Consider the following 21465-nt stretch of genomic DNA (forward strand, 5'->3'; position numbering starts at 1 on the left):
CGCCGCCGAACAATTATTGTGGGGAAGCCCCGCACCTTATGGTGCGGGGCTTTTCTGCGTTTACAGTCATCCCATGCGCTACGAATTGGTGATCTTCGACAACGACGGTGTCCTCGTCGACAGCGAGCCGCTGTCCAACACCATCCTGGCCGGGTACCTGACCGAGCTCGGGCACCCCACCTCGTACGAGGACTCCCTGCGCGACTACATGGGGGCCGCCGTGCACCGGGTACACGACCTGGTGCTGGAGCGGACCGGGCGGCGGCTGCCCGAGGACTTCGACGACGAGTTCCACGCACGGGTCTTCGCGGCGTTCGCGCGCGAGCTGGAAGTGGTCGCGGGGGTCCCGGAGATGCTGGGGAAGCTGGAGGCCGAAGGAGTGCCGTACTGCGTCGCGTCGTCCGGGAGTCACGAGCGGATCAGGGTGGGGCACCGGAAGACGGGGCTGGACCGGTGGTTCACGGAGGAGAAGGTGTTCAGTGCGCAGGACGTGGGGCGGGGGAAGCCGGCACCGGACCTCTTCCTGTACGCCGCCGAGCGGATGGGGGTGGCACCCGGGCGGTGCGTGGTCGTGGAGGACAGCCCGCTCGGGGCGCGCGCGGCACGGGCGGCCGGGATGGACGTCTACGGGTTCACGGCGATGACGCCGGCCGCGCGACTGGGCGCGGTGAACGGCTGCTTCGACGACATGGGGCAGTTGCTCGGGTTGCTCGCGTGACCGATCTGTCCAGCCGTGGGTGACCGCCCTACGCTGTGCCGCCATGACGGATGCGCGGTTGCGGCGCGGGCGTGGCTCGCTGGTGGTCTCCTTCTTCGTCCAGGGGGTGACCTTCGCGCTGCTGGTGACGCGCATCCCCGCCGTACAGGACAGGTACGGGATATCCGACGCGTTGCTGCCGGCCTTCCTGGCGGCCGTCCCGGTGCTCGCCGGGGTGGGCAGCGTGTGCGCCGGGAAGCTGGTGCGGCGGGTGGCGCCGAGCGCCGTGCTCAGGTGGGCCCAGCCGGTCGTGCTGCTGGCCCTGCTCGCGGTGGGCGCCGGGGAGGGCCTCTGGCAGGTGGCCGTGGCGCTCGGGGCCTTCGGGCTGGCCGTCGGGGCGCTGGACGCGGCGATGAACATGCTCGGGGTGAGCCTCCAGCAGGCGTACGGCCGGAGCATCATGCTCGGGTTCCACGCCGCGTACAGCCTGGGCGGGATCGCGGGGGCGTCGCTGGCGTGGGCGGCGGTGCACTGGGACGTGGCGCTCGCGGTCTCGTACCTGGCGGTCGTCGTGGTGGTGCTGCCGGCGGCGCTGCTGGGGAGCCGGTGGTACGTGGACGGGGAGCGGCGTACGGCGGAGGGGCCTGCCGGGCGGGCGGGGCGGGCGGCGGGAACGCTGGTGCCGCTGTGCCTGGTGATGACGTTCGCGTACATCGGCGACTCCACGGTGTCGAACTGGAGCGCGAAGTACATGACGGATGTGCTGCGCGGCTCGGAGGAGCTGGCGACGGTGCCGTACAACGCCTACATGGTGACGACCCTGTTGGGGCGGGCCGTGGGGGACCTCGGGGTGCGGCGGTTGGGTGCCGTGGCCGTGGTGCGGGGCGGGGCGGTGCTGGCGGCGGCCGGGTTCGGGGCGGTGGCCGTGGCGCCGGGGCCTTGGGCGGGGCTGGCCGGGTTCACGGTGCTGGGGCTCGGGCTGAGCGTGCTGGTGCCGCAGACGTTCGCGGCGGCGCGCGACGACGCGGAGGTGGCACGGCTGAACGTCTTCAACTACGCGGGCTTCCTGGTCGGGTCGCCGTTGGTGGGGGCGCTCGGCGACGCGTGGAGCTACCGGGGGGCGATGGTGGTGCCGCTGGTGCTGGTGCTGATGACGCTGCGGTACGCCCGGTCGTTCGACGGTCAACCGGACCGATACGGTGGCGGGCATGAGCGGCCGCGCACTGTTGATGTGGGATGACGCACTCACCGGGTACGACTTCGGGGACGGGCACCCGATGGATCCGGTGCGGCTCGAACTGACCATGGGGCTGGTGCGGGCCTACGGCCTGGACCGCGCCGTCGAGGTGGTGGCCGCCAAGCCGGCCGGGGACTCGACGCTGCGGCTGGTGCACCGGGAGGACTACGTGACGGCCGTGCGCGCGGCCTCGGCGGACCCCGGGGTGGCCGACCAGTCCTATGGGCTGGGCACCATGGACGATCCCGCGTTCGCCGGGATGCACGAGGCCTCCGCGCTGATCGCGGGTCAGTCCGTGGGCGCGGCGGAGGCGGTGTGGCGCGGTGAGGCGGCGCACGCGGTGAACTTCGCGGGCGGGCTGCACCACGCGATGCCGGGGTCGGCGGCCGGGTTCTGCATCTACAACGACGCTTCGCTGGCCATCGCGCGGCTGCTGGAGCTGGGCGCCGAGCGGGTGGCGTACGTCGACGTGGACGTGCACCACGGGGACGGCGTGCAGGCGGCGTTCTGGGAGGACCCGAGGGTGCTGACGGTGTCGCTGCACGAACACCCGCGCACGCTGTTCCCGGGGACCGGATGGCCGGAGGAGACGGGCGCCGCGGGGCCCGCCGAGGGCGGCGCGGTGAACGTGGCGCTGCCGGCCGGGACCGGCGACGCCGGGTGGCTGCGGGCGTTCCACGCGGTGGTGCCCGAGCTGCTGGCGGACTTCCGGCCGCAGGTGCTGGTGACGCAGCACGGGGCGGACACGCACTTCGAGGACCCGCTGGCGCACCTGGCGGTGTCCCTGGACGCCCAGCGCGCCGTCCAGGCGGCCTGCCACGACCTGGCGCACGAGTACGCCGGGGGGCGGTGGATCGCCCTCGGCGGGGGCGGTTACGCGGTCGTCGACGTCGTCCCGCGCTCGTGGACGCACCTGGTGGGCGTCGCGGCGGGCGTTCCGGTGGAGCCCGAGTCGGTGATCCCGTCGTCGTGGCGGGACGAGGTGTACGCGCGGACGCGGCAGCTGGCGCCGGGCCGGATGACCGACGGGCGGTGGCCGGTGTCGTGGCGGGGCTGGGACGAGGGGTACGACCCGGCGGACCGGCTGGACCAGGCGGTGCTGGCGGCGCGGCGCGCGGTGTTCCCGCTGCGGGGGCTGCTGGCGTAGGGCGGTCCCGCCTCCGGCGAGCCGGGCGCCGTGTTCGTTCCGGTGCGGTTCCGGTGCGAGCTCCGCGGTGCGCCCAGGCGGTCGGGGTGGTCCCCTCCGGGGTGCGGGCGCGCAGGCCGGTCCGTGACGCCCGGGGGCGGGGGTTACGCCAACTGTGGGGTGTCCGGGCCGTTCCGGCGCCGGGCGGGGTGGGCTGCGGCAGCATCGGCAGGGTGTTGAGTACCGGTGCACTGCGCGCGCATCTGCTGGCGGCCCGACTGGCCGGCCCGGTGGCCACCTCGCGGGAGGACAGCCTCCGGAGCTATCGACTTTTCGCGGCCCGGGACCCGCGGGTGACCCTGGGGCTCGATCCGAAGTGGTCGTGGGACGAGGGGGACCTGTTACGTCTCATGGCCGACAAGTGCGGGGTCTCCGACGACCCCGCGTACCGCTCCGGGCCCGATGTCATCGACCCGGAGCGGACCTTGACCGCGCTCGCGGCCTTCGCCGCGCGGCTGGCGGAGGCCGCCCGCCGGCGGGCACCGGTGCTGTTCGGGACGGGGCACCCGCATCGGCTGCTCGGTTTCTACGCCGGGCTCGCAGACGCTTTGTCGGCGGCCGGATGTCTCGTTCTCACACCCGCGAAGGGCCGATGTGTCGACATAACGACCCGGTTCGGCGTACGTACGTACAGTCTCGACTACGTACGGGGAGTCGCGTTGGTGCGGGAACCAGGGCGTGCAGGCGCCGGTTGTGAGACCGGCGCACACACCCATTCGCCCCTCCCGATCAGGGCCGCTCTGGAGGGTCTCGCGGACCTCGGCGGACCGATGCCGGAGCTGGTCGTGGGGGACCACGGATGGGTCTGCGGAGCAGGTCAGCTGGGTATTGAGGCCGTCGGCCTGGCCGACACGGACGACCCCGCGCTGTTCGTCGGAGAGGCCGAGGGGCGGGTGTCCGTCGCCGTCCCGTTGGATGACGCCGTGCGGTCCGATTACTACCGACCGCTTACTCGCTATGTACTCAATCGGGCGTGTCTGTCACGGTAGGCGGCCGGTGGTAGCTCCTCTTCCCCACTCGTATCACCCGCCCCTAGTCTGGTGAGTGAGCGCACCGCGACGAAGAGTCACCGGAGGGGAAGCCGGTGGGCGTTGTGGGCGGAAGGTACAGGTGGGTCATGGCTGCTGCTGGCGAGAGGCCTCTCAACGAGGTCAAGTTCCTGACCGTGGCGGAAGTCGCCTCGGTGATGCGAGTGTCGAAGATGACCGTGTACCGCTTGGTGCACAGCGGTCATCTGCCGGCGATCCGGGTGGGCAGGTCGTTCCGGGTTCCGGAGCAAGCGGTTCACGAGTACCTCCGGGAGTCCTTCGTGGGGGTGGAGACCGCCTAGCGGTCGTCCGCGGAGTCCCGCGTACCCCTGGATTACAAGCTCGGGGCTTTGGCCGGTAGGCTAGGCCGACGTAGGTCGTGTGGGCCCAGACGCCCCGCACCGAGATCCCCGCCGATGCGGGGGTGTTCCGAGAAGTGAGCGAGGGTAGTCGTGGGCTCTGTTATCAAGAAGCGGCGCAAGCGGATGGCCAAGAAGAAGCACCGCAAGCTGCTCAAGCGCACTCGCGTCCAGCGTCGCAACAAGAAGTAAGCGACGGCTGAACGTGCGCGTTCCGCGGCCCTCCCACCGGTTCCGGTGGGAGGGCCGCGGTGTTTCCCGGGTGCCGCCGGGGCCCCCGCGCGGTGCCCCGGTGGTGCGGCGGTCGTCACAGCGCATCGCTCACCCGCTACGGTGGCGCGTAGGCGAGGGACCGAACGGAAGGCGCTGATCTTGGGAAAGGTCGTGCTCGTCACCGGTGTGGCCCGGCAACTCGGCGGCAGGTTCGTCCGCCGCGTCCAGCGGGACCCCGGCGTGGAGCGGGTGATCGGCGTGGACGCCGTCCCGCCCCCGCACCGGCTGGGCACCGCGGAGTTCGTCCGTGCCGACATCCGCCAGCCCGCCATAGGGCGGGTCCTCGCGGAGTACGAGGTCGACACCGTCGTCCACCTGGACGTCACCGGGACGCCGCTGGGCAGCGGCGGACGGACGGCGGTCAAGGAGACCAACGTCATCGGCACCATGCAGCTGCTCGGAGCGTGCCAGAAGTCGCCGACGGTCAGCCGGCTGGTGGTGAAGTCCAGCACCAACGTGTACGGCTCCGCCCCCCGTGACCCGGCCGTCTTCCTGGAGACGACGCCCGCGAAGGCACTGCCGAGCGGCGGCTTCGCCAAGGACGCCGTGGAGGTGGAGGGCTATGTGCGGGGCTTCGCGCGCCGCCGGCCCGACGTGGCGGTGTGCGTGCTGCGGTTCGCCAACATCCTGGGGCCGGCCGCGGACTCCCCGCTCGCCGAGTACCTCTCGCTGCCCGTCCTGCCGACGGTGTTCGGCTACGACCCGCGGCTCCAGTTCGTCCACGAGGACGACGTCGTGGAGGTCCTGCGGATCGCCTCCCACGAGCCGCGCCGCGGCACGCTCAACAGCGGCACGTTCAACGTGGCGGGCGACGGCGTGCTGACGCTGTCGCAGTGCTCACGGCGGCTGGGGCGGCCGACGGTGGCGGTGCCGATGCCGGCGGTCACCTGGATCGGTACGGCGCTGCGCACGGTCGGTGTGACCGACTTCTCACCCGAGCAGATCAGGCTGCTGATGCACGGGCGGGTGGTCAGCACGGCGCAGATGCGCGAGACGCTCGGCTTCGAACCGAAGTACACCACCGTGGAGACGTTCGCCGACTTCGCGCGCAGCCGTGGACCGGGCCTGTTGCCGCCCGAGGCCGTCGCCGGAGTGGTGGACCGGATCGCCGCGCGGCAGCTGCCGCTCCCGGGCGGCGGAAGCCGGGCGAAGACGACCCCCAGCGCCGGATGAGGGAGCGCGATTCAACGATGGCGGACGCCAAGGTCATTCCGTTCGACGACGACCGGCCGCGCTCGGGCGCGGCCACCCCCAGGCCGGCGCGCCGGCGGTCCCTGCCGGGCGGCGGGCGGCGGCGGAACGGCGAGGGCGCGGTCAGCCCGCTCCCCGGCGCACAGGCCGCCTCCGGCGAGCCGCAGGGCGCCGCCGGGCCGCGTGAGGCCGCCGGGCCACGGGACGTCGGCGAGCCGCCCGCGCCGGACGTGCCGTCCGGCGCGGAGGCCCGCGCGGACGCGGCCGGCGGTGGCGACTGGGAGCGGCGGATCGCGGGCGGCCTGGCGTTCCTGCGCCGGCGGCTCACCGGCGAGTACGAGGTCGACGAGTTCGGGTACGACGAGGAGCTCACCGACCAGGTCCTGATGTCGCTGCTGCGGCCGCTGTACGAGAAGTACTTCCGGGTCGAGGTGAAGGGCATCGAGAACATCCCCTCCGAGGGCGGGGCGCTCGTGGTCGCGAACCACTCGGGGGTGCTGCCGCTGGACGGGCTGATGATGCAGGTCGCCGTGCACGACAACCACCCGGCCGGTCGGCACCTGCGGCTGCTGGCCGCCGACCTCGTCTTCATGCTGCCGGTCGTCAACGAGCTGGCCCGCAAGGCGGGGCACACGCTGGCGTGCGCGGAGGACGCCGAGCGGCTCCTCCAGCGCGGTGAGGTCGTCGGGGTGATGCCGGAGGGCTTCAAGGGCATCGGAAAGCCCTTCGGCGAGCGCTACAAGCTTCAGCGGTTCGGCCGCGGCGGGTTCGTGTCGACGGCGCTGCGGGCGGGCGCCCCGATCGTGCCGTGCTCGATCGTGGGGGCGGAGGAGATCTACCCCATGATCGGCAACGTGAAGACCCTCGCGCGGGTGCTGGGCATTCCGTACTTCCCGGTCACGCCGACGTTCCCCTGGCTGGGGCCGCTCGGGGCGCTGCCGCTGCCGACGAAGTGGACGATCCAGTTCGGGGAGCCCATCCCGACGGACGGGTTCCCGCTGGAGGCGGCGGAGGACCCGATGCTGATGTTCAACCTGACCGACCAGGTGCGGGAGCAGATCCAGCACACGCTGTACAAGCTGCTGGTGCAGCGGCGCTCGGTGTTCTTCTGAAGCAGTGTGTCCTGACGCACCGTGAAGGGTGGTGCTCCTCCGGCGAGGGGCACCACCCTTCGTGCGTCTATCCGGCGTCCTCCTCGTCGATCCCCAGGCCGGGGAGGATGCCGGGCAGGAGCGGCGGGATGGTGACGTCCGGCTCCGGCGACGGGGTGGGCCGGCCGCCCGTGTTGCCCGTGGCGGGCGGGGGTGTCGACGGGTCCGGTTCGAGCAGCCCGCCGGTGTTGCCGCCGAGCAGGCCGTCGTCCTTCGCCGCGCCCGACCCGGAACCGGAGGGGCCGGGCTTGCTGCTGCCCGAAGGACGGCTCTCCGGGCTGGACGGGGCCTCGTGGGACGGCCCGGAGCCGGAGGAGTCCTGCGTGGCACCCGGACGGCCGGATCCCCGGCCGTCACTCCGCTCGGGAGGCTGCGGCAGCTGGGACTGGAGCGGACCGACCTCTTCGTCCATGGCGGCGAAGACGTCGCTCACCTCGTCCCCGACGTCGGTCAGCTGGACGGGCAGCCGGTCGCGGAGGCCGTTCCAGACCTCGCGGTGGCTGCGGGCGAACGAGTTGAGCGTGGCCAGCGGGGCGATGGCGCCGTCCCGCTCGTACGCCAGGCGCAGCAGCCGGTGGCCCTCGGTGGCGTCGTGTTTCATGCCGTTCAGCGCGCGCCGGATCTCGCCCAGGGATTCGTGGTCCAGGACGCCGGTCCGGTCGCGCTCCATGAGGCGGCGGGCCTCGCTGAGCCGGGTCGACGCCTGGTCGAGGTAGATCTCGCCCCGGTCGGCGTCGTCGTCCGCCATCCCGAGCTTGAGGTCTTCCATACCGCGCTTCAGCCCGTAGAGCGAATCACCGGGAAGGGCGTCCGAACTGGCAGCGGCGACTCCGCTGAACGCGCCCGCGGCCACACCGACGGTGAGGCCGCCGGCGGCGAGCCCCTTCGACCAGCGGGAACGGGGCCGCAATTTCCGGAGCGCGGTCGCCCGGTGGGCGCCCCGCCCCGTCGCCGCCCGCTGCTCCGGCACCGCAGGGCCCGAGGACGCGCTTTTCCCGGGGGCGGTGCCCTCCAGGAACAGCGCTTCCATGGCGGCGACGAGCTGCGCTCGCTGCACCACCTTCACGTCCGGGTCCATCTGCGGTCTCGGCAGTTCACCGAGACCGTTCGCCAGGGCCAACAGCCGACCCTGCTCGGTCGGTTCGACCGATGCCTCGGGCTGCTCGGCCGCCTGTTCTTCCAGGGCCTGGGCGAAGGCGTTCGCCCGCCGGTGCGCCGATACGTTCGCGATCACTGGCGGCACCTCCTCTCGTCATGACGGTCGACTCCCCGGGGGGTCCGAAAGGTTGCACACCTTGAGCCCATCCACACGAACGAGTGAGTGGCTGGGGTCAGGGTGTGACCACAGGGAGCCTGCATCCCGCACAACGAGCGGCTCGGCACTTGGGTTACGCACGAAAGATGATCGGACCAGCGCGTCATCGAGGCGTCACCGAGGGTCAGTTGGGGTGGAGGGGGTCATCGGGCGTCTTCGGGGAGGAGGCGGGCCAGGGTCCGGACGGCCCGGTACTGGAGGGTCTTGATGGCACCTTCGTTCTTGCCCATGACGCGGGCGGTCTCCGCGACGGACAGGCCCTGGAGGAAGCGCAGGGTCACGCACTCCTGCTGCTGCGGGTTGAGCTTGCGGACCGCCTCCAGGAGCGCGGCGTTGGAGAGGGACTCCAGGACCGAGTCCTCCGGGCTGCGCTCGACCTCGTTGGCGTCGAGCATTTCGCCGGTGGTCACTTCGAGCCGGAACCGGCTCGATTTGAAGTGGTCGGCGACCAGGTTGCGAGCGATGGTGACCAGCCAGGCACCGAAATCGCGTCCCTGCCAGGTGAAGGTGGAGATGCGGCGCAGGGCGCGCAGGAACGTCTCGCTGGTCAGGTCCTCGGCCGTCGCCTTTCCGCCGACGCGGTAGTAGATGTAGCGGTAGACGGTGTCGCTGTACTGGTCGTACAGGCGACCGAAGGCATCGGCCTCGCCGGCCTGGGCGCGCTCGACCAGCTCCATCATGCGCGCGCTGTCGCTGTCGGCGGTGGGCCGGCGGGCGGTGGTCGAGGTGCCCGAACCGCCCCGGCCGCCGCGTCTCCCGACGGCTGCACCGCCGTCGGCGAGGGCATAGCAAGGACCGGCCAGTGCCGGTGAGGCGAAGGCCGGGACGGCGTACGCGGTGGGGACGAAGCCGCGCAGATGGTCGATGACCGTCGCGCGGAGCGTAGCCAGGCCCGAGGCGTCAACCCCGACGTGTGGGTACACGGGACTCCCAGAGGCAGAGCTTCCATCACGTGCAGTACGAAACCTTTCACCCGTCGTAGCGACGCGTGGGTGTCCCGTATGCGTTTGAGGAGAATAACGCTTAGTGCAGGGAGCGCTACGCCGAGTTGCTCAAATCATCGATTCAGTCGCTTCTGTTACGTCTACGCGGCTGATCAAGTCGCACTTCGTGACCATTTATTGATCGGATTACTTCGGGAAGTGTTTGGGTGCAGGTTCCCTTGTGCCCGAGTGCGCGCGGGTGGACTGGCGCGGGCCGGAGGCGGGTAAGAGGCCCGTTTGGCCGGTGGTAGGGCCCGCCGGGAGGGCGGCGGGCCGTGCGGTCAGCGACGGCGGCGGTGCAGGGCCACGGCGGCGGCCGTGCCGCCCGCCAGGGCGCCGACGCCCGCGGCGGCCGGGATGCCGACCTTGGCGGCCTTGCGGCCCGTGCGGTAGTCGCGCAGACGCCACTCGCGGTCCCGCGCGTACCGGCGCAGCTTGGCGTCCGGGTTGATCGCGTAGGGGTGGCCCACCAGGGACAGCATGGGGATGTCGTTGTGGCTGTCGCTGTACGCCGCGCAGCGCGACAGGTCCAGCCCCTCGGCGGCGGCCAGCGCGCGGACCGCCTCCGCCTTGGCCGGGCCGTGCAGGGGCTCGCCCACGAGCTTGCCGGTGTAGACGCCGTCGACGGACTCGGCGACCGTGCCGAGCGCCCCGGTCAGGCCGAGGCGGCGGGCGATGATGGTCGCCGTCTCGACGGGCGCGGCGGTGACCAGCCAGACCCGCTGGCCGGCGTCGAGGTGGGCCTGGGCGAGGGCGCGGGTGCCGGGCCAGATGCGGTCGGCCATGTACTCGTCGTAGATCTCCTCGCCGATGGTCATCAGCTCGGAGACCCGGTGGCCCCGGACGATGGACAGCGCGCTGTCGCGGGCGTCCTGCATGTGCTCGGGGTCCTCGACCCCGGCGAGCCGGAACCACGCCTGCTGCCAGGCGAACCGGGCGAGCTCGCGGCGCTGGAAGAACTTCCGCTTGTACAGTCCGCGGCCGAAGTGGAAGATCGCGGCGCCCTGCATCACCGTGTTGTCGAGGTCGAAGAAGGCGGCGGCGCGGTCGTCGCCGGGCACGGGGAACTGGGGCTCGGGCGCCGGTCGCGAGGTCTTGCGGGCGGCCTCGGCCGACGCCTCGCCCGCGAGCACGCTGCGTGCGGTGGCGGAGCGCCTGTGAGGGGTGAGCCATCCCGGAGCGGCCATGCGGTGAGCATAGCCACTGTGTTCGGAACTTCCCGACCGGCGGGGATGCCACGGCGTGAACTCTGGGAGGCACCGGTATGACACGGGCGGAGAATGGGTGCATGTTCGGACGTAAGAAGAAGACCGGTCCGCGGACCGTGACGCTCATCGGCAAGCCCGGCTGCCACCTGTGCGACGACGCGCGGACGGTGATCCGTGAGGTGTGCGCGGAGACCGGGGCGGTGTGGGAGGAGAGGGACATCCTCCAGGACGAGGAACTCCACCGGGCCTACTGGGAGCAGATTCCGGTTGTGCTGGTGGACGGCGAACAGCACACCTTCTGGAAGGTGGACCCGGCGCGCCTGCGCCGCGCCCTGTCGGACTGACCGCGGCGCGGTGTCCCGGGTCGGGGTGCCGCCCGCCGGGCGCGTGCCCCGGCGCGGTGCGTACCGGGCGGGGTGGCGCCCCTGTGGCGGCTGTACCGGGCGGGGTGCCGCCCCTGTGGCGGGGCGCGTGGGTGGGTGTGGGGTGTGGCCCCTCCGGGCTCACCTCCTCGGGGCCGGCGGCCTCGGGTTCCTTGCCGGGGAGCCCTTCCGTCGCCGCCGGCCCCTGCGGGGGCGCCCTGCACGGCCCCACCCCGGTCGTACGCCGACTGCGGGCCGGTGGGCGCCGCCCGGCCCGGCCGCCTGTGCCGTCTGCGGGCCGGTGGGCGCGGGGGGCGAGGCGGGCGCGGGGCGCGCGCGAGGGGGTGACCGGGAATGGCGGTTACCATCGTGTGCGTTTTGTTGCGCTTCGGGGGCGTGGTCATGAGGAGTGTGTACCGCTTTGTCCCCTACGGCTCGCGAACGGTCCGAGGTGCGCCCCGGTTCCGGGACGGCGCGATCGATTCGCGTGAGCCCGGTCACTTTGCGCGGACAAAATGGACACCATCTTTGTGCACGCGTTCACAAAGACATAGCCTGCTGTCGACGGGGCGGTCTTGGTACGTATGGCCGCCTGCAGCCCCGCTCATCCCGCAGGAGCACCGTGGCAACTGGCCGAACACACCGACCGGCGACCCGTAGCCGAGGAATTCCCGAGGCCACCGTCGCCAGGCTTCCGCTGTACCTGCGGGCGCTCACCGCACTGTCGGAGCGCTCCGTACCCACGGTCTCCTCCGAGGAGCTCGCGGCGGCGGCGGGGGTCAATTCCGCGAAGCTTCGCAAGGACTTCTCGTACCTCGGCTCCTACGGCACCCGTGGCGTCGGGTACGACGTCGAGTACCTCGTCTACCAGATCTCCCGCGAGCTGGGGCTCACCCAGGACTGGCCGATCGTCATGGTCGGTATCGGCAACCTCGGCGCCGCCCTCGCCAACTACGGCGGGTTCGCCTCCCGGGGCTTCCGGGTCGCCGCGCTGATCGACGCCGACCCCTCGATGGTCGGCAAGCCCGTCGCCGGCATGCCCGTCCAGTTCATCGACGACCTCGAGCGGATCGTCGCCGAGAACGGCGTCTCCATCGGCGTCATCGCCACGCCCGCGGGTGCCGCGCAGCAGGTCTGCGACCGGCTGGTGGCGGCCGGGGTGACCTCCATCCTGAACTTCGCGCCGACCGTGCTGTCCGTGCCGGACGGCGTGGACGTGCGCAAGGTCGACCTCTCCATCGAGCTGCAGATCCTCGCCTTCCACGAGCAGCGCAAGGCCGGCGAGGAGACGGGCGGCGAGGCGATCCTGCCTCCGGTCGTCCGCGACGCCGCCGCCGTCACGCCCGCCGAGGGCCGGAAGGGACCTGACGGGGACATGCCCGCCGTGATGCCGGCATGAGCCTCCTCGTCGTCGGCCTCAGCCACCGCAGCGCTCCCGTCAGCGTGCTGGAGCGGGCCTCCCTCGACCCGGACACGCGCGTCAAGCTGCTCCAGGACACCCTCGCCGCCGAACCGGCCGCCGAGGCGGCCGTCCTGGCCACCTGCAACCGCATCGAGCTGTACGCCGACGTGGACAAGTTCCACGCGGGCGTCGCCGAGCTGTCCACCCTGCTCGCCCAGCACAGCGGGGTGGGGCTCGAGGAGCTCACCCCCTACCTCTACGTGCACTACGAGGACCGCGCCGTCCACCACCTGTTCTCGGTGGCCTGCGGGCTCGACTCCATGGTCGTCGGCGAGGGCCAGATCCTCGGCCAGATCAAGGACGCCCTCGCGCGCGGGCAGGAGCTGCACACCGCCGGGCGGCTGCTGAACGACCTGTTCCAGCAGGCGCTGCGGGTCGGCAAGCGGGCCCACAGCGAGACCGGTATCGACCGGGCCGGCCAGTCGCTCGTCACCTTCGGGCTGGAGCAGCTGGCGTCCGGCGGCGACGTCGCCGCCTGGGCCGAGGGCAAGCGGGCGCTCGTCATCGGCGCCGGGTCGATGTCCTCCCTGGCCGCCGCCACGCTCGCGCGGGCAGGGGTCGGCGAGATCGTCGTCGCCAACCGGACCCTGGAGCGCGCCGAGCGGCTCGTACAGATCCTGACCGAGCCCGGGGGCACGGGCGTGGCCGCGCGCGCGGTGGCCATGACGGCCGTGAACGACGAACTGACACGTGCCGACGTGGTCGTGTCCTGCACGGGCGCCACGGGGCTGGTGCTGACGGGTGTCGCGGTCGAGAGCGCGATGGCCGGCCGTACCGCTCCGCTCGCGCTGCTCGACCTCGCCATGCCCCGCGACATCGACGCCGCCGCGCACCGGCTGGCGGACGTCCGGCTCGTCGACATCGAGTCGCTCGCCGACGCCTCCGCCGACGCGCCGATGGCCGCCGACGTGGACCAGGTGCGCGGCATCGTCGCCGACGAGGTCGCCGCCTTCGGGGCCGCCCAGCGGGCCGCGCACATCACCCCCACCGTCGTCGCGCTGCGCACCATGGCCGCCGACGTCGTCGCGGGGGAGATGGCCCGACTGGAGGGCCGGCTGCCCGGCCTCGACGACAAGCAGCGCGCCGAGATCACCCAGACCGTGCGCCGTGTGGTGGACAAGCTCCTCCACGCGCCGACCGTACGGGTCAAGCAGCTCGCCAGCGAGCCCGGCGGCGCCGGGTACGCGGACGCGCTGCGCACACTCTTCGACCTCGACCCGGAGACGGTCGCCTCCGTCAGCCGGGCCGACATGAACGACCCGAATAGAGGGCGAGTATGACCGAGAGGGCATTGAGGCTCGGGACCAGGCGCAGCAAGCTCGCCATGGCCCAGTCCGGGCATGTCGCGGAGGCGGTGCGGCAGCTGACCGGGCGGCCGGTGGAGCTCGTGGAGATCACCACGTACGGCGACACCTCGCGCGAGCACCTCGCGCAGATCGGCGGCACCGGCGTCTTCGTCACGGCGCTGCGGGACGCGCTGCTCGCGGGTGAGGTCGACTTCGCGGTGCACTCGCTGAAGGACCTGCCGACCGCGCAGCCCGACGACCTGGTCGTCGCGGCGATCCCGCGCCGCGAGGACCCGCGCGACGTGCTGGTCGCCCGCGACGGGCTGCGGTTCGCCGAGCTGCCGGCCGGGTCCCGCGTGGGCACCGGTTCGCCGCGGCGCATGGCGCAGCTCAACGCGTACGCCCGCGCCCACGGCATGGAGATCGAGTGCGTCGCCATCCGGGGGAACGTCGACACGCGCATCGGCTACGTACGGAACGGGGAGCTGGACGCGGTGGTACTCGCCGCGGCCGGGCTCAACCGCATCGGACGTGGTGAGGAGGCCACCGACTTCCTGTCGGTCGACACCGTCCTGCCCGCTCCCGGGCAGGGGGCCCTGGCGGTCGAGTGCACGGCGGCCGACGCCGGTCTCGCCGCCGTGCTCGCCGAGCTCGACGACCCGTACACCCGGGCCGCCGTGACCGCCGAGCGATCCCTGCTCGCCGCCCTGGAGGCCGGCTGCAGCGCACCTGTGGGTGCCCTGGCCGACCTGCTGGCCGATGGGCAGGTTGTTCATGAGATGCGCCTGCGGGGCGTCGTCGGCACGACCGACGGCTCCACGCTGGTGCAGTTGTCCACCACCGGTCCCGTACCCACGTCGCACGGCGACGCTGTCGCGCTCGGTCGCGAGCTCGCGTCCGAGATGCTCGCCAAGGGTGCGGCCGGTCTTATGGGGGAGCGAGCACTTTGAGCCCCACCGCTGCATCCAAGGCTTCCTCCGCGTACTCCGCGTGCGGGCACGTCACCTTCCTGGGCGCCGGACCCGGTGACCCGGGACTGCTGACACTGCGCGCCGTCGAGGCCCTGTCGGGCGCTGACGTACTGATCGCCGAGCCGGATGTGCTCGACGTCGTACGCGGCCATGCGCGGGCGGGGGTGAGCACGCCGGAGCTGGCGGTCGTTGACGATGCGTCAATGCCCGCCGGGGTCCCCGTGTTGAGGGATGCGACCAATCTTGTCATGGAGGCCGCGCGGGGCGGCAAGCGGGTCGTCCGTGCGGTGAGCGGCGATCCGGGACTCGACGGCAACGCGGGCGCCGAGATGCTCGCGTGCGCCGCCGAGGGCATCCCCTTCGAGGTGGTGCCCGGTGTCGCCGCGGCCGTCGGCGTGCCCGCGTACGCGGGTGTGCCGCTGCGGGACGCGGAGGGCGCGGACGTGCGCTTCGTGGAGGCCCGGACCGCGAGCGAGCGGTGCTGGAGCGAGGTGGGGGCGTCGGACGGGACCGTGGTCGTGTCGACGTCGCTGGACTCGGTGGCCGCCGCCGCCGGTGAGCTGGTGTCGGCGGGCCGTAAGCCCGACACCCCGCTGACCGTCACGGTGGCCGGGACGACGACCCGCCAGCGGACCTGGACCGCGACGCTCGGCTCCATCGCGCAGGTGCTCAAGCAGGCGAAGGTGCTGCCCTCGCCCGAGGGCCACCAGCCCGTCATAGCCGTGGTCGGGGAGCGCAGCGCCGCCGCCCAGCGCGACCGGCTCGCGTGGTTCGAGTCCAAGCCGCTGTTCGGCTGGAAGGTGCTCGTGCCGCGCACCAAGGAGCAGGCGGCGTCGCTCTCCGACCAGCTGCGGTCCTACGGTGCCGTGCCGAGCGAGGTCCCGACCATCGCCGTCGAGCCGCCGCGTACGCCGCAGCAGATGGAGCGGGCCGTCAAGGGCCTCGTCACCGGGCGGTACGAGTGGATCGCCTTCACCTCGGTGAACGCGGTGAAGGCGGTGCGGGAGAAGTTCGAGGAGTACGGGCTCGACGCCCGCGCCTTCGCCGGGATCAAGGTCGCGGCGGTGGGCGAGCAGACCGCCGCCTCGCTGGTCGAGTTCGGCGTCAAGCCCGACCTGGTGCCGAGCGGTGAGCAGTCGGCCGCCGGGCTGCTGGAGGACTGGCCGCCGTACGACCCGGTCTTCGACCCGATCGACCGGGTGTTCCTGCCGCGCGCCGACATCGCCACCGAGACGCTGGTGGCCGGTCTCATCGAGCTCGGGTGGGAGGTGGACGACGTCACCGCCTACCGGACGGTGCGCGCCTCGCCGCCGCCGGCCGAGACCCGGGAGGCCATCAAGGGCGGTGGCTTCGACGCCGTGCTGTTCACGTCGTCGTCGACGGTGCGGAACCTGGTGGGCATCGCGGGCAAGCCGCACAACGTGACCGTCATCGCCTGCATCGGGCCGGCCACCGCCAAGACGGCGGAGGAGCACGGGCTGCGGGTCGACGTGCTGTCGCCCGAGCCGTCCGTGCACAAGCTGGCCGAGGCCCTGGCCGAGTTCGGGATGCGGCGCCGCACCGCCGCGCTGGAGGCCGGTGACCCGGTCACCCGGCCCAGCGAGCGCCGCCCGGGCGCGCGGCGGAGGCGTACGACGACCTGACGGCCGGTTCGGCCGGTGGCCGCCTCATGCGGTGGCGGGTCGGCTGGTGGTGGAGTGTCGGTGGCCGGCGGTGACGCCGGGTGCCGGGTGGGGCGTCCCCTGGTCGGGGGCGCCCTCGTCCGTCACCGGGGTCGCGCGGCCTCTCGCGGTGCGGGCCCGTCCGGCACCGTGTCGGCAAGAGCAGGGGTGGCGCGGGCGTAGCGTGGGCGTATGACTTCGTACGGATCCTTCCCCGGTGCGCGGCCGCGGCGGCTGCGGACGACTCCCGTGATGCGGCGGATGGTCGCGGAGACGCGGCTCCACCCGGCCGACCTCATCCTGCCCGCGTTCGTGCGGGAGGGCGTGAGCGAGCCGGTGCCGATCTCGGCGATGCCGGGCGTCGTGCAGCACACCCGTGACACCCTGCGGAAGGCCGCCGTGGAGGCGGTCGAGGCCGGGGTGTCCGGCATCATGCTCTTCGGTGTGCCGGAGGACACGAAGAAGGACGCGCTCGGGACGGCCGGTACGGACCCGGACGGCATCCTCCAGGTCGCCATCCGCGACGTGCGGGCCGAGGTCGGGGACGAGCTGGTCGTCATGTCCGATCTGTGTCTGGACGAGTACACGGACCACGGCCACTGCGGCGTGCTGGACGCCGAGGGGCGGGTCGACAACGACGCGACCCTGGAGCGGTACGCCGAGATGGCGCAGGTCCAGGCGGACGCGGGCGTCCATGTGGTGGGCCCCAGCGGGATGATGGACGGCCAGGTCGGGGTGGTCCGGGACGCCCTGGACACCATCGGCAAGGAGGACGTGGCGGTGCTCGCCTACACGGCGAAGTACGCCTCCGCGTTCTACGGGCCGTTCCGCGAGGCCGTCGGGTCGTCGCTGAAGGGCGACCGGAAGACGTACCAGCAGGACGCGGCGAACCTCCGGGAGTCGATGCGCGAGCTGGCGCTCGACCTGGAGGAGGGCGCCGACATGGTGATGGTCAAGCCGGCCGGTCCCTACCTCGACGTGCTGGCGAAGGTCGCGGACGCGGTGGACGTGCCGGTCGCGGCGTACCAGATCAGTGGTGAGTACGCGATGATCGAGGCAGCCGCGGAGAAGGGCTGGATCGAGCGCGACAAGGCGATCCTGGAGTCCCTGACCGGCATCAAGCGGGCGGGCGCCCGGATGATCCTCACCTACTGGGCGACCGAGGCCGCCCAGCGGCTCGCCCCGGGGACCGCTGCCCGGTAGTTCCGCGAGGACCTCGCCCGGCCGTCGTGGAGCCTGACGCCGGGGTCGGCGGACGGTGTGGTGGCGTACCGGAGGCCCCAGCCGGGTGAGCCGGGTGAGCCGGGGAGTTCGGGAGAGCGGCGGCGGTGGTCCCGACCTCGACGCGGACGGGACCCTTGGTGCCGTAGTGGGCGCCGGAGTGGAACACGTGCGCCTGGTGCCGCCCTCCGACGGATCAGTCCCACCAGAACGTCCAGTCCCGGCGGTCGAGCACCTCCTCGGTGGCGTAGGCGCGGAGTGTTTCGTAGTCGTCCCAGACGGTGTCGGGGGCGAACGCCGCGTGCTCGGCGGCGACCGCGAGGGCGACCTCCGGGGTGCGGGGCGGGGCCGCGACGGAGACGGTGAGCACATCGGGGCCGAGGCCCACGACCCGTATGCCGAAGCGGTCCTCCCAGGAGCGCAGGACGGCGGAGATCCGCACCGCGTCGGCGTGGCCGGCGGCGCCGCCCCAGCCGAGGACCGCCGGGATGTCGGCGCTGCGGCGGGCCGGGACCAGGGCGCCGCGGGTGCCCTTCAACCAGTCGTCGTCGCCGGCCAGTTCGGCCGCCGTCCGGGCGGCGGCGCCGTCCGGGTCGGTGCCGCCGGGGGCGGCCGGCGCGAGACCCGGCCACGGCTCCGGCGGCGTCTCGTCGTCCTCCTCCTGGACCAGCCGCCACAGGTCGGCCAGGGTCGTGGCCGCGTCGTGGTCGTCGGGGTCGGCCACCTGGCCCGGGTGGAGGAACCGGGTCTCGGCGAGCAGCACCGGCTGCATCCCGGTGGCGTCCCGGGCAGGGAGGAGACGGGCCCAGGTGCCGGGTGTGGCGGGCTCGTCCGCGTACCAGAGCGACGGCTGGACGCGCAGGGTGCCGGGCGGCAGGTCCAGGCCCAGCGCGTTCGGGTTCATGACCATGGAACGACCATAGGCGCCGCCACTGACAACGCCCGGGGACGAGCCCCGCGAACGCCGGGCCCCGTACCGGGTGTTGGGACATGCCCCGGTCCGGGGCGCGTCGCGGCGCCCCGGACCGGGGGGTGGTGGACGAGGCGGGGGCGCGGGGCCGGGGCGCCGGACGGCGTGGCGGAGCGGCGGGCTCAGTGCATGAGCGCGTCGTCCATGGAGCTCTGCCAGTGGGTGACGGTCGCGGAGCTGTCGGTGTACGTGCCGGTGGGCAGCGTGACGACGGCCGGGGCGGCGCCCGTCGAGCCCTCGCCGCTGCGGGGGGCGAAGCCCACCGAGACCTTGCGGGCCGTCCCGCCCTCGCTGCCGCTGCCGTCGGCGGCGGCCAGCGTGATGGAGGCGTAGGCGGACTCGCCGGGGGCGAGGGTCACCACCGCCTGCGGCCGGCTGCCGTGGTCGACGGCGGTGGCGGCCTGGGCGTCGTCGAAGCGGAGCAGCGGCGCGTGGTAGGCGTTGCACGGCGTGGAGCCGGTGTTGGTCAGGGTGAGCAGCGCGTGGTTCAGGGGACGGCTCACCGCGGTGTAGGTGACCTTGGCATCGGCTCCGCAGGGCTCGGTCACGGGGTCGTCGCCGGCCGGGGCCGCCGGGCCGCCCTTGGTGGGGGTGGCGATGGGGGCGGCCCCTCCGTCGTCGGTCGTGCCACCCGTCGAACCGCCCGTCGCCGGGCCTCCGCCGGCCGAACCCGGGCCGCCGGCGGCCGGGGTGCCGGAGACCGGCTTGCCGGCCGTGCCGCCGGTCGCGCCGCCGGGGGCCGTCCGGTCGGGGGTCGGGGTCGCCGCCGCGGCGGAGGACGAGGCGGCGGCGCCGGACGTGCCGTCGTTCTGGCAGGCGGTCAGCGACAGCGCGGCCAGGAGGACGGTCGCGGCGACGGCGGTGGTGCGGGTGCGGAAGGTACGCATGTGGGTCGTTCTCCCCGTTGGTGTGCGTTCAGTGACGGTGAATCAGCGCGATGACGACCGCCGTGCAGGCGATCAGTACGGCGACGGCGCAGGCGTCGACGAAGCGGAGGCGGTGGTGCGGCCGCATCGGTGTCCCCTCTCCGGTGGTGCCGGACACACCGTGCCGGGCGGCGTGATCCAGGGGCAATCGGCACGGGAGAATGAGGAACGCTGGAATGCCGGAACGGCGTTGACCTGCGGGTTCGTTGGGTCCCTGGAACGCTTTCCTGGGACGGGGTGCGGTGGAGGGACGGCCGGGTGGGGACCGAGACGGAAGTCTTCGCGGAGGCGTTGCGCGGGCTCAAGGAACGCTCCGGGCTTAGCTACGGCGCCCTCGCCAAGCGGGGGCACATGAGCACCTCGACGCTGCACCGGTACTGCAACGGGGACGCCGTACCGACGGAGTTCGCCCCCGTGGAGCGCCTCGCACGGCTCTGCGGGGCGTCGCGGGACGAGATGGTGGCGCTGCACCGGCGGTGGATCGTCGCCGACGACGCCCGGCGGCGCGGACGCGCCCCGGCACCGGGGGCGGCGCTCGCGCGGCAGCCGGAGGGGGCGGGTACGGGAGGACCGGACCCGGACCGGGGCGCGGACGCGGAGCCGGAGGCCGGGGCGGAACCGCGGCCCGGTACGGCGGAGTCCGGCACCCGGCCCGAGCACCGGCCGGACGGCACGCCCGAGCCGGACGGTACGCCCGAGCCGGTGGATGCGCCGGTGACGGCGTACGGGCGGGCGGGAGCGGCGCGCGGGCGGGCGGAGGCGGTGGACGGGGGCGGTCCGGCCCACCGGGACGGCCCGGGCCCTGGGCACGGCGCCCTTGGCCCGGACGGCCGGGCCGGTCCGGGGGGCGGCACCGGGGAAGGGCGTGCGGCGGAACCGGGCGAGGGTCCCGTGGCCGTGCTCGCCCCTCCGCCCGGCGCGCCCGGCGCCGTCCGTGCCCGGCGGAGGGGCAGGCTCGTCGCCGCCGCCGCGGCGCTCGTCGTGCTGGTCGGCTCCACCGCGCTCGCCCTGACCCTGACGCCCGGTCACGGGGACCGCCCTGACGAAGCGGCCGGTTCCGTCGAGCGGACCGCGGCGTCCGTCGGCGCGGGTGCCGGCCGGTCCGGTTCCCCGGGTCCGGCGCCTCGCCCGAGCACGTCCGCCCCCGCCGCTCCGTCACCGTCCGCCCCGTCCGGCGCGCCCGCCCCGACCGCCCCGGCGACGGCGGCGCCCTCCGCGGCGGCGTCCGGGGCGGCGTCCGGGGCGGCCCCGCCCGAGGGCGCCGTACCGGGCCGGCGCGGCGGCGGCGGCGTACCGCTGACGGTGGACGTCCGCCCGTACGTCTGGCGCGACCCGTGCAGTCAGGTGTACGTGGTGGACCGGCCGCCCGCGCAGGTGCCGCCGCCGCCGTCGGAGCAGGACGCGCGGGGCTGGGTGACCGCGCTGGGCGGGGCGCCCGGCGGCGACATGATGCTGGACCTCTCCGTCCAGGGCACCGGCCAGGAGACGGTGGTGCTCCACGCGCTGCGCGTACGGGTGGTGGAGAAGGACGCGCCGCTGGCGTGGAACGCGTACACGATGGGCGTCGGGTGCGGTGGCGAGATGACGCCCAGGAGCCTCGACATCAATCTGGACGTGGCCCGGCCGCGTACCGTACCCGTCGCAGGGCGGCAGGGCGACAGGGAGATCCCGGCGGGGGACTTTCCGTACAAGGTCTCCGCGAGCGATCCGCAGATGCTGCGGGTCACCGCGCACACGGCCGGGCACGCCGTGCGCTGGTACCTGGAGCTGGAGTGGAGCAGCGGAGGGCGGCGGGGGACGTTGCGGGTCGACGACCACGGGCGGCCGTTCGCCACGAGTGCCGTCACCGGCCGGCCGGCCTACGACTACCCCCTCGGCGGCAGCGGGTGGATCCCGCACGTGCCGGACGGGGGCTGAGGCTCCGGGCCCGGGGGCCGGCCGCCGCACCGCACCGGTGCGGCGGCCGGCCGCGGGTCCG

Annotated in this window: 20 protein-coding genes; 15 read left to right on the forward strand and 5 right to left on the reverse strand. The window is 73.5% G+C overall.

Annotated elements, in window-relative coordinates:
• Positions 1 to 73 precede the first annotated feature (73 nt).
• The 8 genes from IE109_RS27490 to IE109_RS27525 all read left to right on the forward strand — a co-directional run bounded on the left by IE109_RS27490 (position 74) and on the right by IE109_RS27525 (position 7083).
• Entirely contained in the window at positions 74 to 718 is a 645-nt protein-coding gene (locus IE109_RS27490; protein ID WP_189554061.1) for an HAD family hydrolase, read from the forward strand.
• Positions 719 to 761: 43 nt separating this feature from the next.
• Positions 762 to 1937 carry an MFS transporter gene (locus IE109_RS27495; RefSeq protein ID WP_189554062.1) on the forward strand — a complete coding sequence of 392 codons (1176 nt, stop codon included), beginning with the start codon at positions 762 to 764 and terminating at the stop codon, positions 1935 to 1937.
• Positions 1906 to 3081: an acetoin utilization protein AcuC gene (locus tag IE109_RS27500; RefSeq protein ID WP_189554063.1), complete on the forward strand. Its 1176-nt coding sequence runs from the start codon at positions 1906 to 1908 to the stop codon at positions 3079 to 3081. The genes IE109_RS27495 and IE109_RS27500 overlap by 32 nt, the downstream gene beginning before the upstream one ends.
• A 212-nt stretch (positions 3082 to 3293) precedes the next feature.
• On the forward strand, positions 3294 to 4109 hold the full coding sequence (locus IE109_RS27505; protein ID WP_189554064.1) for a phosphatase: 816 nt from the start codon (positions 3294 to 3296) through the stop codon (positions 4107 to 4109).
• A gap of 128 nt (positions 4110 to 4237) precedes the next feature.
• Positions 4238 to 4450 carry a helix-turn-helix domain-containing protein gene (locus tag IE109_RS27510; RefSeq protein ID WP_064070100.1) on the forward strand — a complete coding sequence of 71 codons (213 nt, stop codon included), beginning with the start codon at positions 4238 to 4240 and terminating at the stop codon, positions 4448 to 4450.
• 150 nt (positions 4451 to 4600) lie between these two features.
• Complete coding sequence (locus IE109_RS27515; protein WP_003948845.1) at positions 4601 to 4699, forward strand: 30S ribosomal protein bS22; 99 nt, start codon at positions 4601 to 4603, stop codon at positions 4697 to 4699.
• Between the two features lie 180 nt (positions 4700 to 4879).
• Entirely contained in the window at positions 4880 to 5953 is a 1074-nt protein-coding gene (locus IE109_RS27520; protein ID WP_189554065.1) for an NAD-dependent epimerase/dehydratase family protein, read from the forward strand.
• 17 nt (positions 5954 to 5970) lie between these two features.
• Positions 5971 to 7083, forward strand: coding sequence for a lysophospholipid acyltransferase family protein (locus tag IE109_RS27525; RefSeq protein WP_189554066.1), 1113 nt, complete (start codon positions 5971 to 5973; stop codon positions 7081 to 7083).
• A 67-nt stretch (positions 7084 to 7150) separates the two neighbouring features.
• Here IE109_RS27525 and IE109_RS27530 read toward each other — a convergent pair whose 3' ends face one another.
• From IE109_RS27530 to IE109_RS27540, 3 genes are all read right to left on the reverse strand, one after another.
• The gene (locus tag IE109_RS27530) at positions 7151 to 8356 is read right to left on the reverse strand and encodes a DUF5667 domain-containing protein (RefSeq protein ID WP_189554067.1); all 1206 of its coding nucleotides are present in this window, start codon (positions 8354 to 8356) and stop codon (positions 7151 to 7153) included.
• A 224-nt stretch (positions 8357 to 8580) separates the two neighbouring features.
• Positions 8581 to 9360, reverse strand: a complete 780-nt coding sequence (locus IE109_RS27535) for an ECF subfamily RNA polymerase sigma factor, BldN family (protein ID WP_084907479.1) — start codon at positions 9358 to 9360, stop codon at positions 8581 to 8583.
• Between the two features lie 341 nt (positions 9361 to 9701).
• Entirely contained in the window at positions 9702 to 10607 is a 906-nt protein-coding gene (locus IE109_RS27540) for an HAD family hydrolase (RefSeq protein WP_189554068.1), read from the reverse strand.
• Between the two features lie 101 nt (positions 10608 to 10708).
• On the opposite strand from IE109_RS27540, the gene IE109_RS27545 reads away from it, so the two are divergent.
• The 6 genes from IE109_RS27545 (at position 10709) to hemB (ending at position 17573) form a co-directional block, all read left to right on the forward strand.
• Entirely contained in the window at positions 10709 to 10972 is a 264-nt protein-coding gene (locus IE109_RS27545; protein ID WP_189554069.1) for a glutaredoxin family protein, read from the forward strand.
• A 640-nt stretch (positions 10973 to 11612) separates the two neighbouring features.
• On the forward strand, positions 11613 to 12389 hold the full coding sequence (locus IE109_RS27550; protein WP_189554070.1) for a redox-sensing transcriptional repressor Rex: 777 nt from the start codon (positions 11613 to 11615) through the stop codon (positions 12387 to 12389).
• Positions 12386 to 13732, forward strand: coding sequence for a glutamyl-tRNA reductase (locus IE109_RS27555; RefSeq protein ID WP_189554071.1), 1347 nt, complete (start codon positions 12386 to 12388; stop codon positions 13730 to 13732). Before IE109_RS27550 ends, IE109_RS27555 begins: the two co-directional genes overlap by 4 nt.
• Entirely contained in the window at positions 13729 to 14688 is a 960-nt protein-coding gene (hemC, locus tag IE109_RS27560) for a hydroxymethylbilane synthase (protein WP_189554072.1), read from the forward strand. Before IE109_RS27555 ends, hemC begins: the two co-directional genes overlap by 4 nt.
• The gene (locus tag IE109_RS27565; protein WP_189554073.1) at positions 14685 to 16352 is read left to right on the forward strand and encodes a bifunctional uroporphyrinogen-III C-methyltransferase/uroporphyrinogen-III synthase; all 1668 of its coding nucleotides are present in this window, start codon (positions 14685 to 14687) and stop codon (positions 16350 to 16352) included. The genes hemC and IE109_RS27565 overlap by 4 nt, the downstream gene beginning before the upstream one ends.
• 210 nt (positions 16353 to 16562) lie before the next feature.
• On the forward strand, positions 16563 to 17573 hold the full coding sequence (gene hemB / locus IE109_RS27570) for a porphobilinogen synthase (protein WP_189554074.1): 1011 nt from the start codon (positions 16563 to 16565) through the stop codon (positions 17571 to 17573).
• Positions 17574 to 17787: 214 nt separating this feature from the next.
• Here the strand turns inward: hemB and IE109_RS27575 are convergent, their stop codons facing one another.
• On the reverse strand, positions 17788 to 18501 hold the full coding sequence (locus IE109_RS27575; RefSeq protein WP_189554075.1) for a DUF4253 domain-containing protein: 714 nt from the start codon (positions 18499 to 18501) through the stop codon (positions 17788 to 17790).
• Positions 18502 to 18683: 182 nt separating this feature from the next.
• Positions 18684 to 19448, reverse strand: a complete 765-nt coding sequence (locus IE109_RS27580; RefSeq protein WP_189554076.1) for a DUF4232 domain-containing protein — start codon at positions 19446 to 19448, stop codon at positions 18684 to 18686.
• Positions 19449 to 19745: 297 nt separating this feature from the next.
• Between IE109_RS27580 and IE109_RS27585 the strand changes: the two genes are divergently transcribed.
• Positions 19746 to 21404: a helix-turn-helix domain-containing protein gene (locus tag IE109_RS27585; protein ID WP_229891615.1), complete on the forward strand. Its 1659-nt coding sequence runs from the start codon at positions 19746 to 19748 to the stop codon at positions 21402 to 21404.
• Positions 21405 to 21465 lie beyond the last annotated feature (61 nt).

It is taken from the genome of Streptomyces lavendofoliae, assembly GCF_014649735.1.
Lineage (GTDB): Bacteria > Actinomycetota > Actinomycetes > Streptomycetales > Streptomycetaceae > Streptomyces > Streptomyces lavendofoliae.

Coding starts and splice junctions, on each gene's coding strand:
- IE109_RS27490 (WP_189554061.1), top strand. CDS start 74: ATGCGCTACGAATTGGTGATCTTCGACAACGACGGTGTCCTCGTCGAC.
- IE109_RS27495 (WP_189554062.1), top strand. CDS start 762: ATGACGGATGCGCGGTTGCGGCGCGGGCGTGGCTCGCTGGTGGTCTCC.
- IE109_RS27500 (WP_189554063.1), top strand. CDS start 1,906: ATGAGCGGCCGCGCACTGTTGATGTGGGATGACGCACTCACCGGGTAC.
- IE109_RS27510 (WP_064070100.1), top strand. CDS start 4,238: ATGGCTGCTGCTGGCGAGAGGCCTCTCAACGAGGTCAAGTTCCTGACC.
- IE109_RS27525 (WP_189554066.1), top strand. CDS start 5,971: ATGGCGGACGCCAAGGTCATTCCGTTCGACGACGACCGGCCGCGCTCG.
- IE109_RS27540 (WP_189554068.1), bottom strand. CDS start 10,607: ATGGCCGCTCCGGGATGGCTCACCCCTCACAGGCGCTCCGCCACCGCA.
- IE109_RS27545 (WP_189554069.1), top strand. CDS start 10,709: ATGTTCGGACGTAAGAAGAAGACCGGTCCGCGGACCGTGACGCTCATC.
- IE109_RS27555 (WP_189554071.1), top strand. CDS start 12,386: ATGAGCCTCCTCGTCGTCGGCCTCAGCCACCGCAGCGCTCCCGTCAGC.
- hemC (WP_189554072.1), top strand. CDS start 13,729: ATGACCGAGAGGGCATTGAGGCTCGGGACCAGGCGCAGCAAGCTCGCC.
- hemB (WP_189554074.1), top strand. CDS start 16,563: ATGACTTCGTACGGATCCTTCCCCGGTGCGCGGCCGCGGCGGCTGCGG.
- IE109_RS27575 (WP_189554075.1), bottom strand. CDS start 18,501: ATGGTCATGAACCCGAACGCGCTGGGCCTGGACCTGCCGCCCGGCACC.
- IE109_RS27580 (WP_189554076.1), bottom strand. CDS start 19,448: ATGCGTACCTTCCGCACCCGCACCACCGCCGTCGCCGCGACCGTCCTC.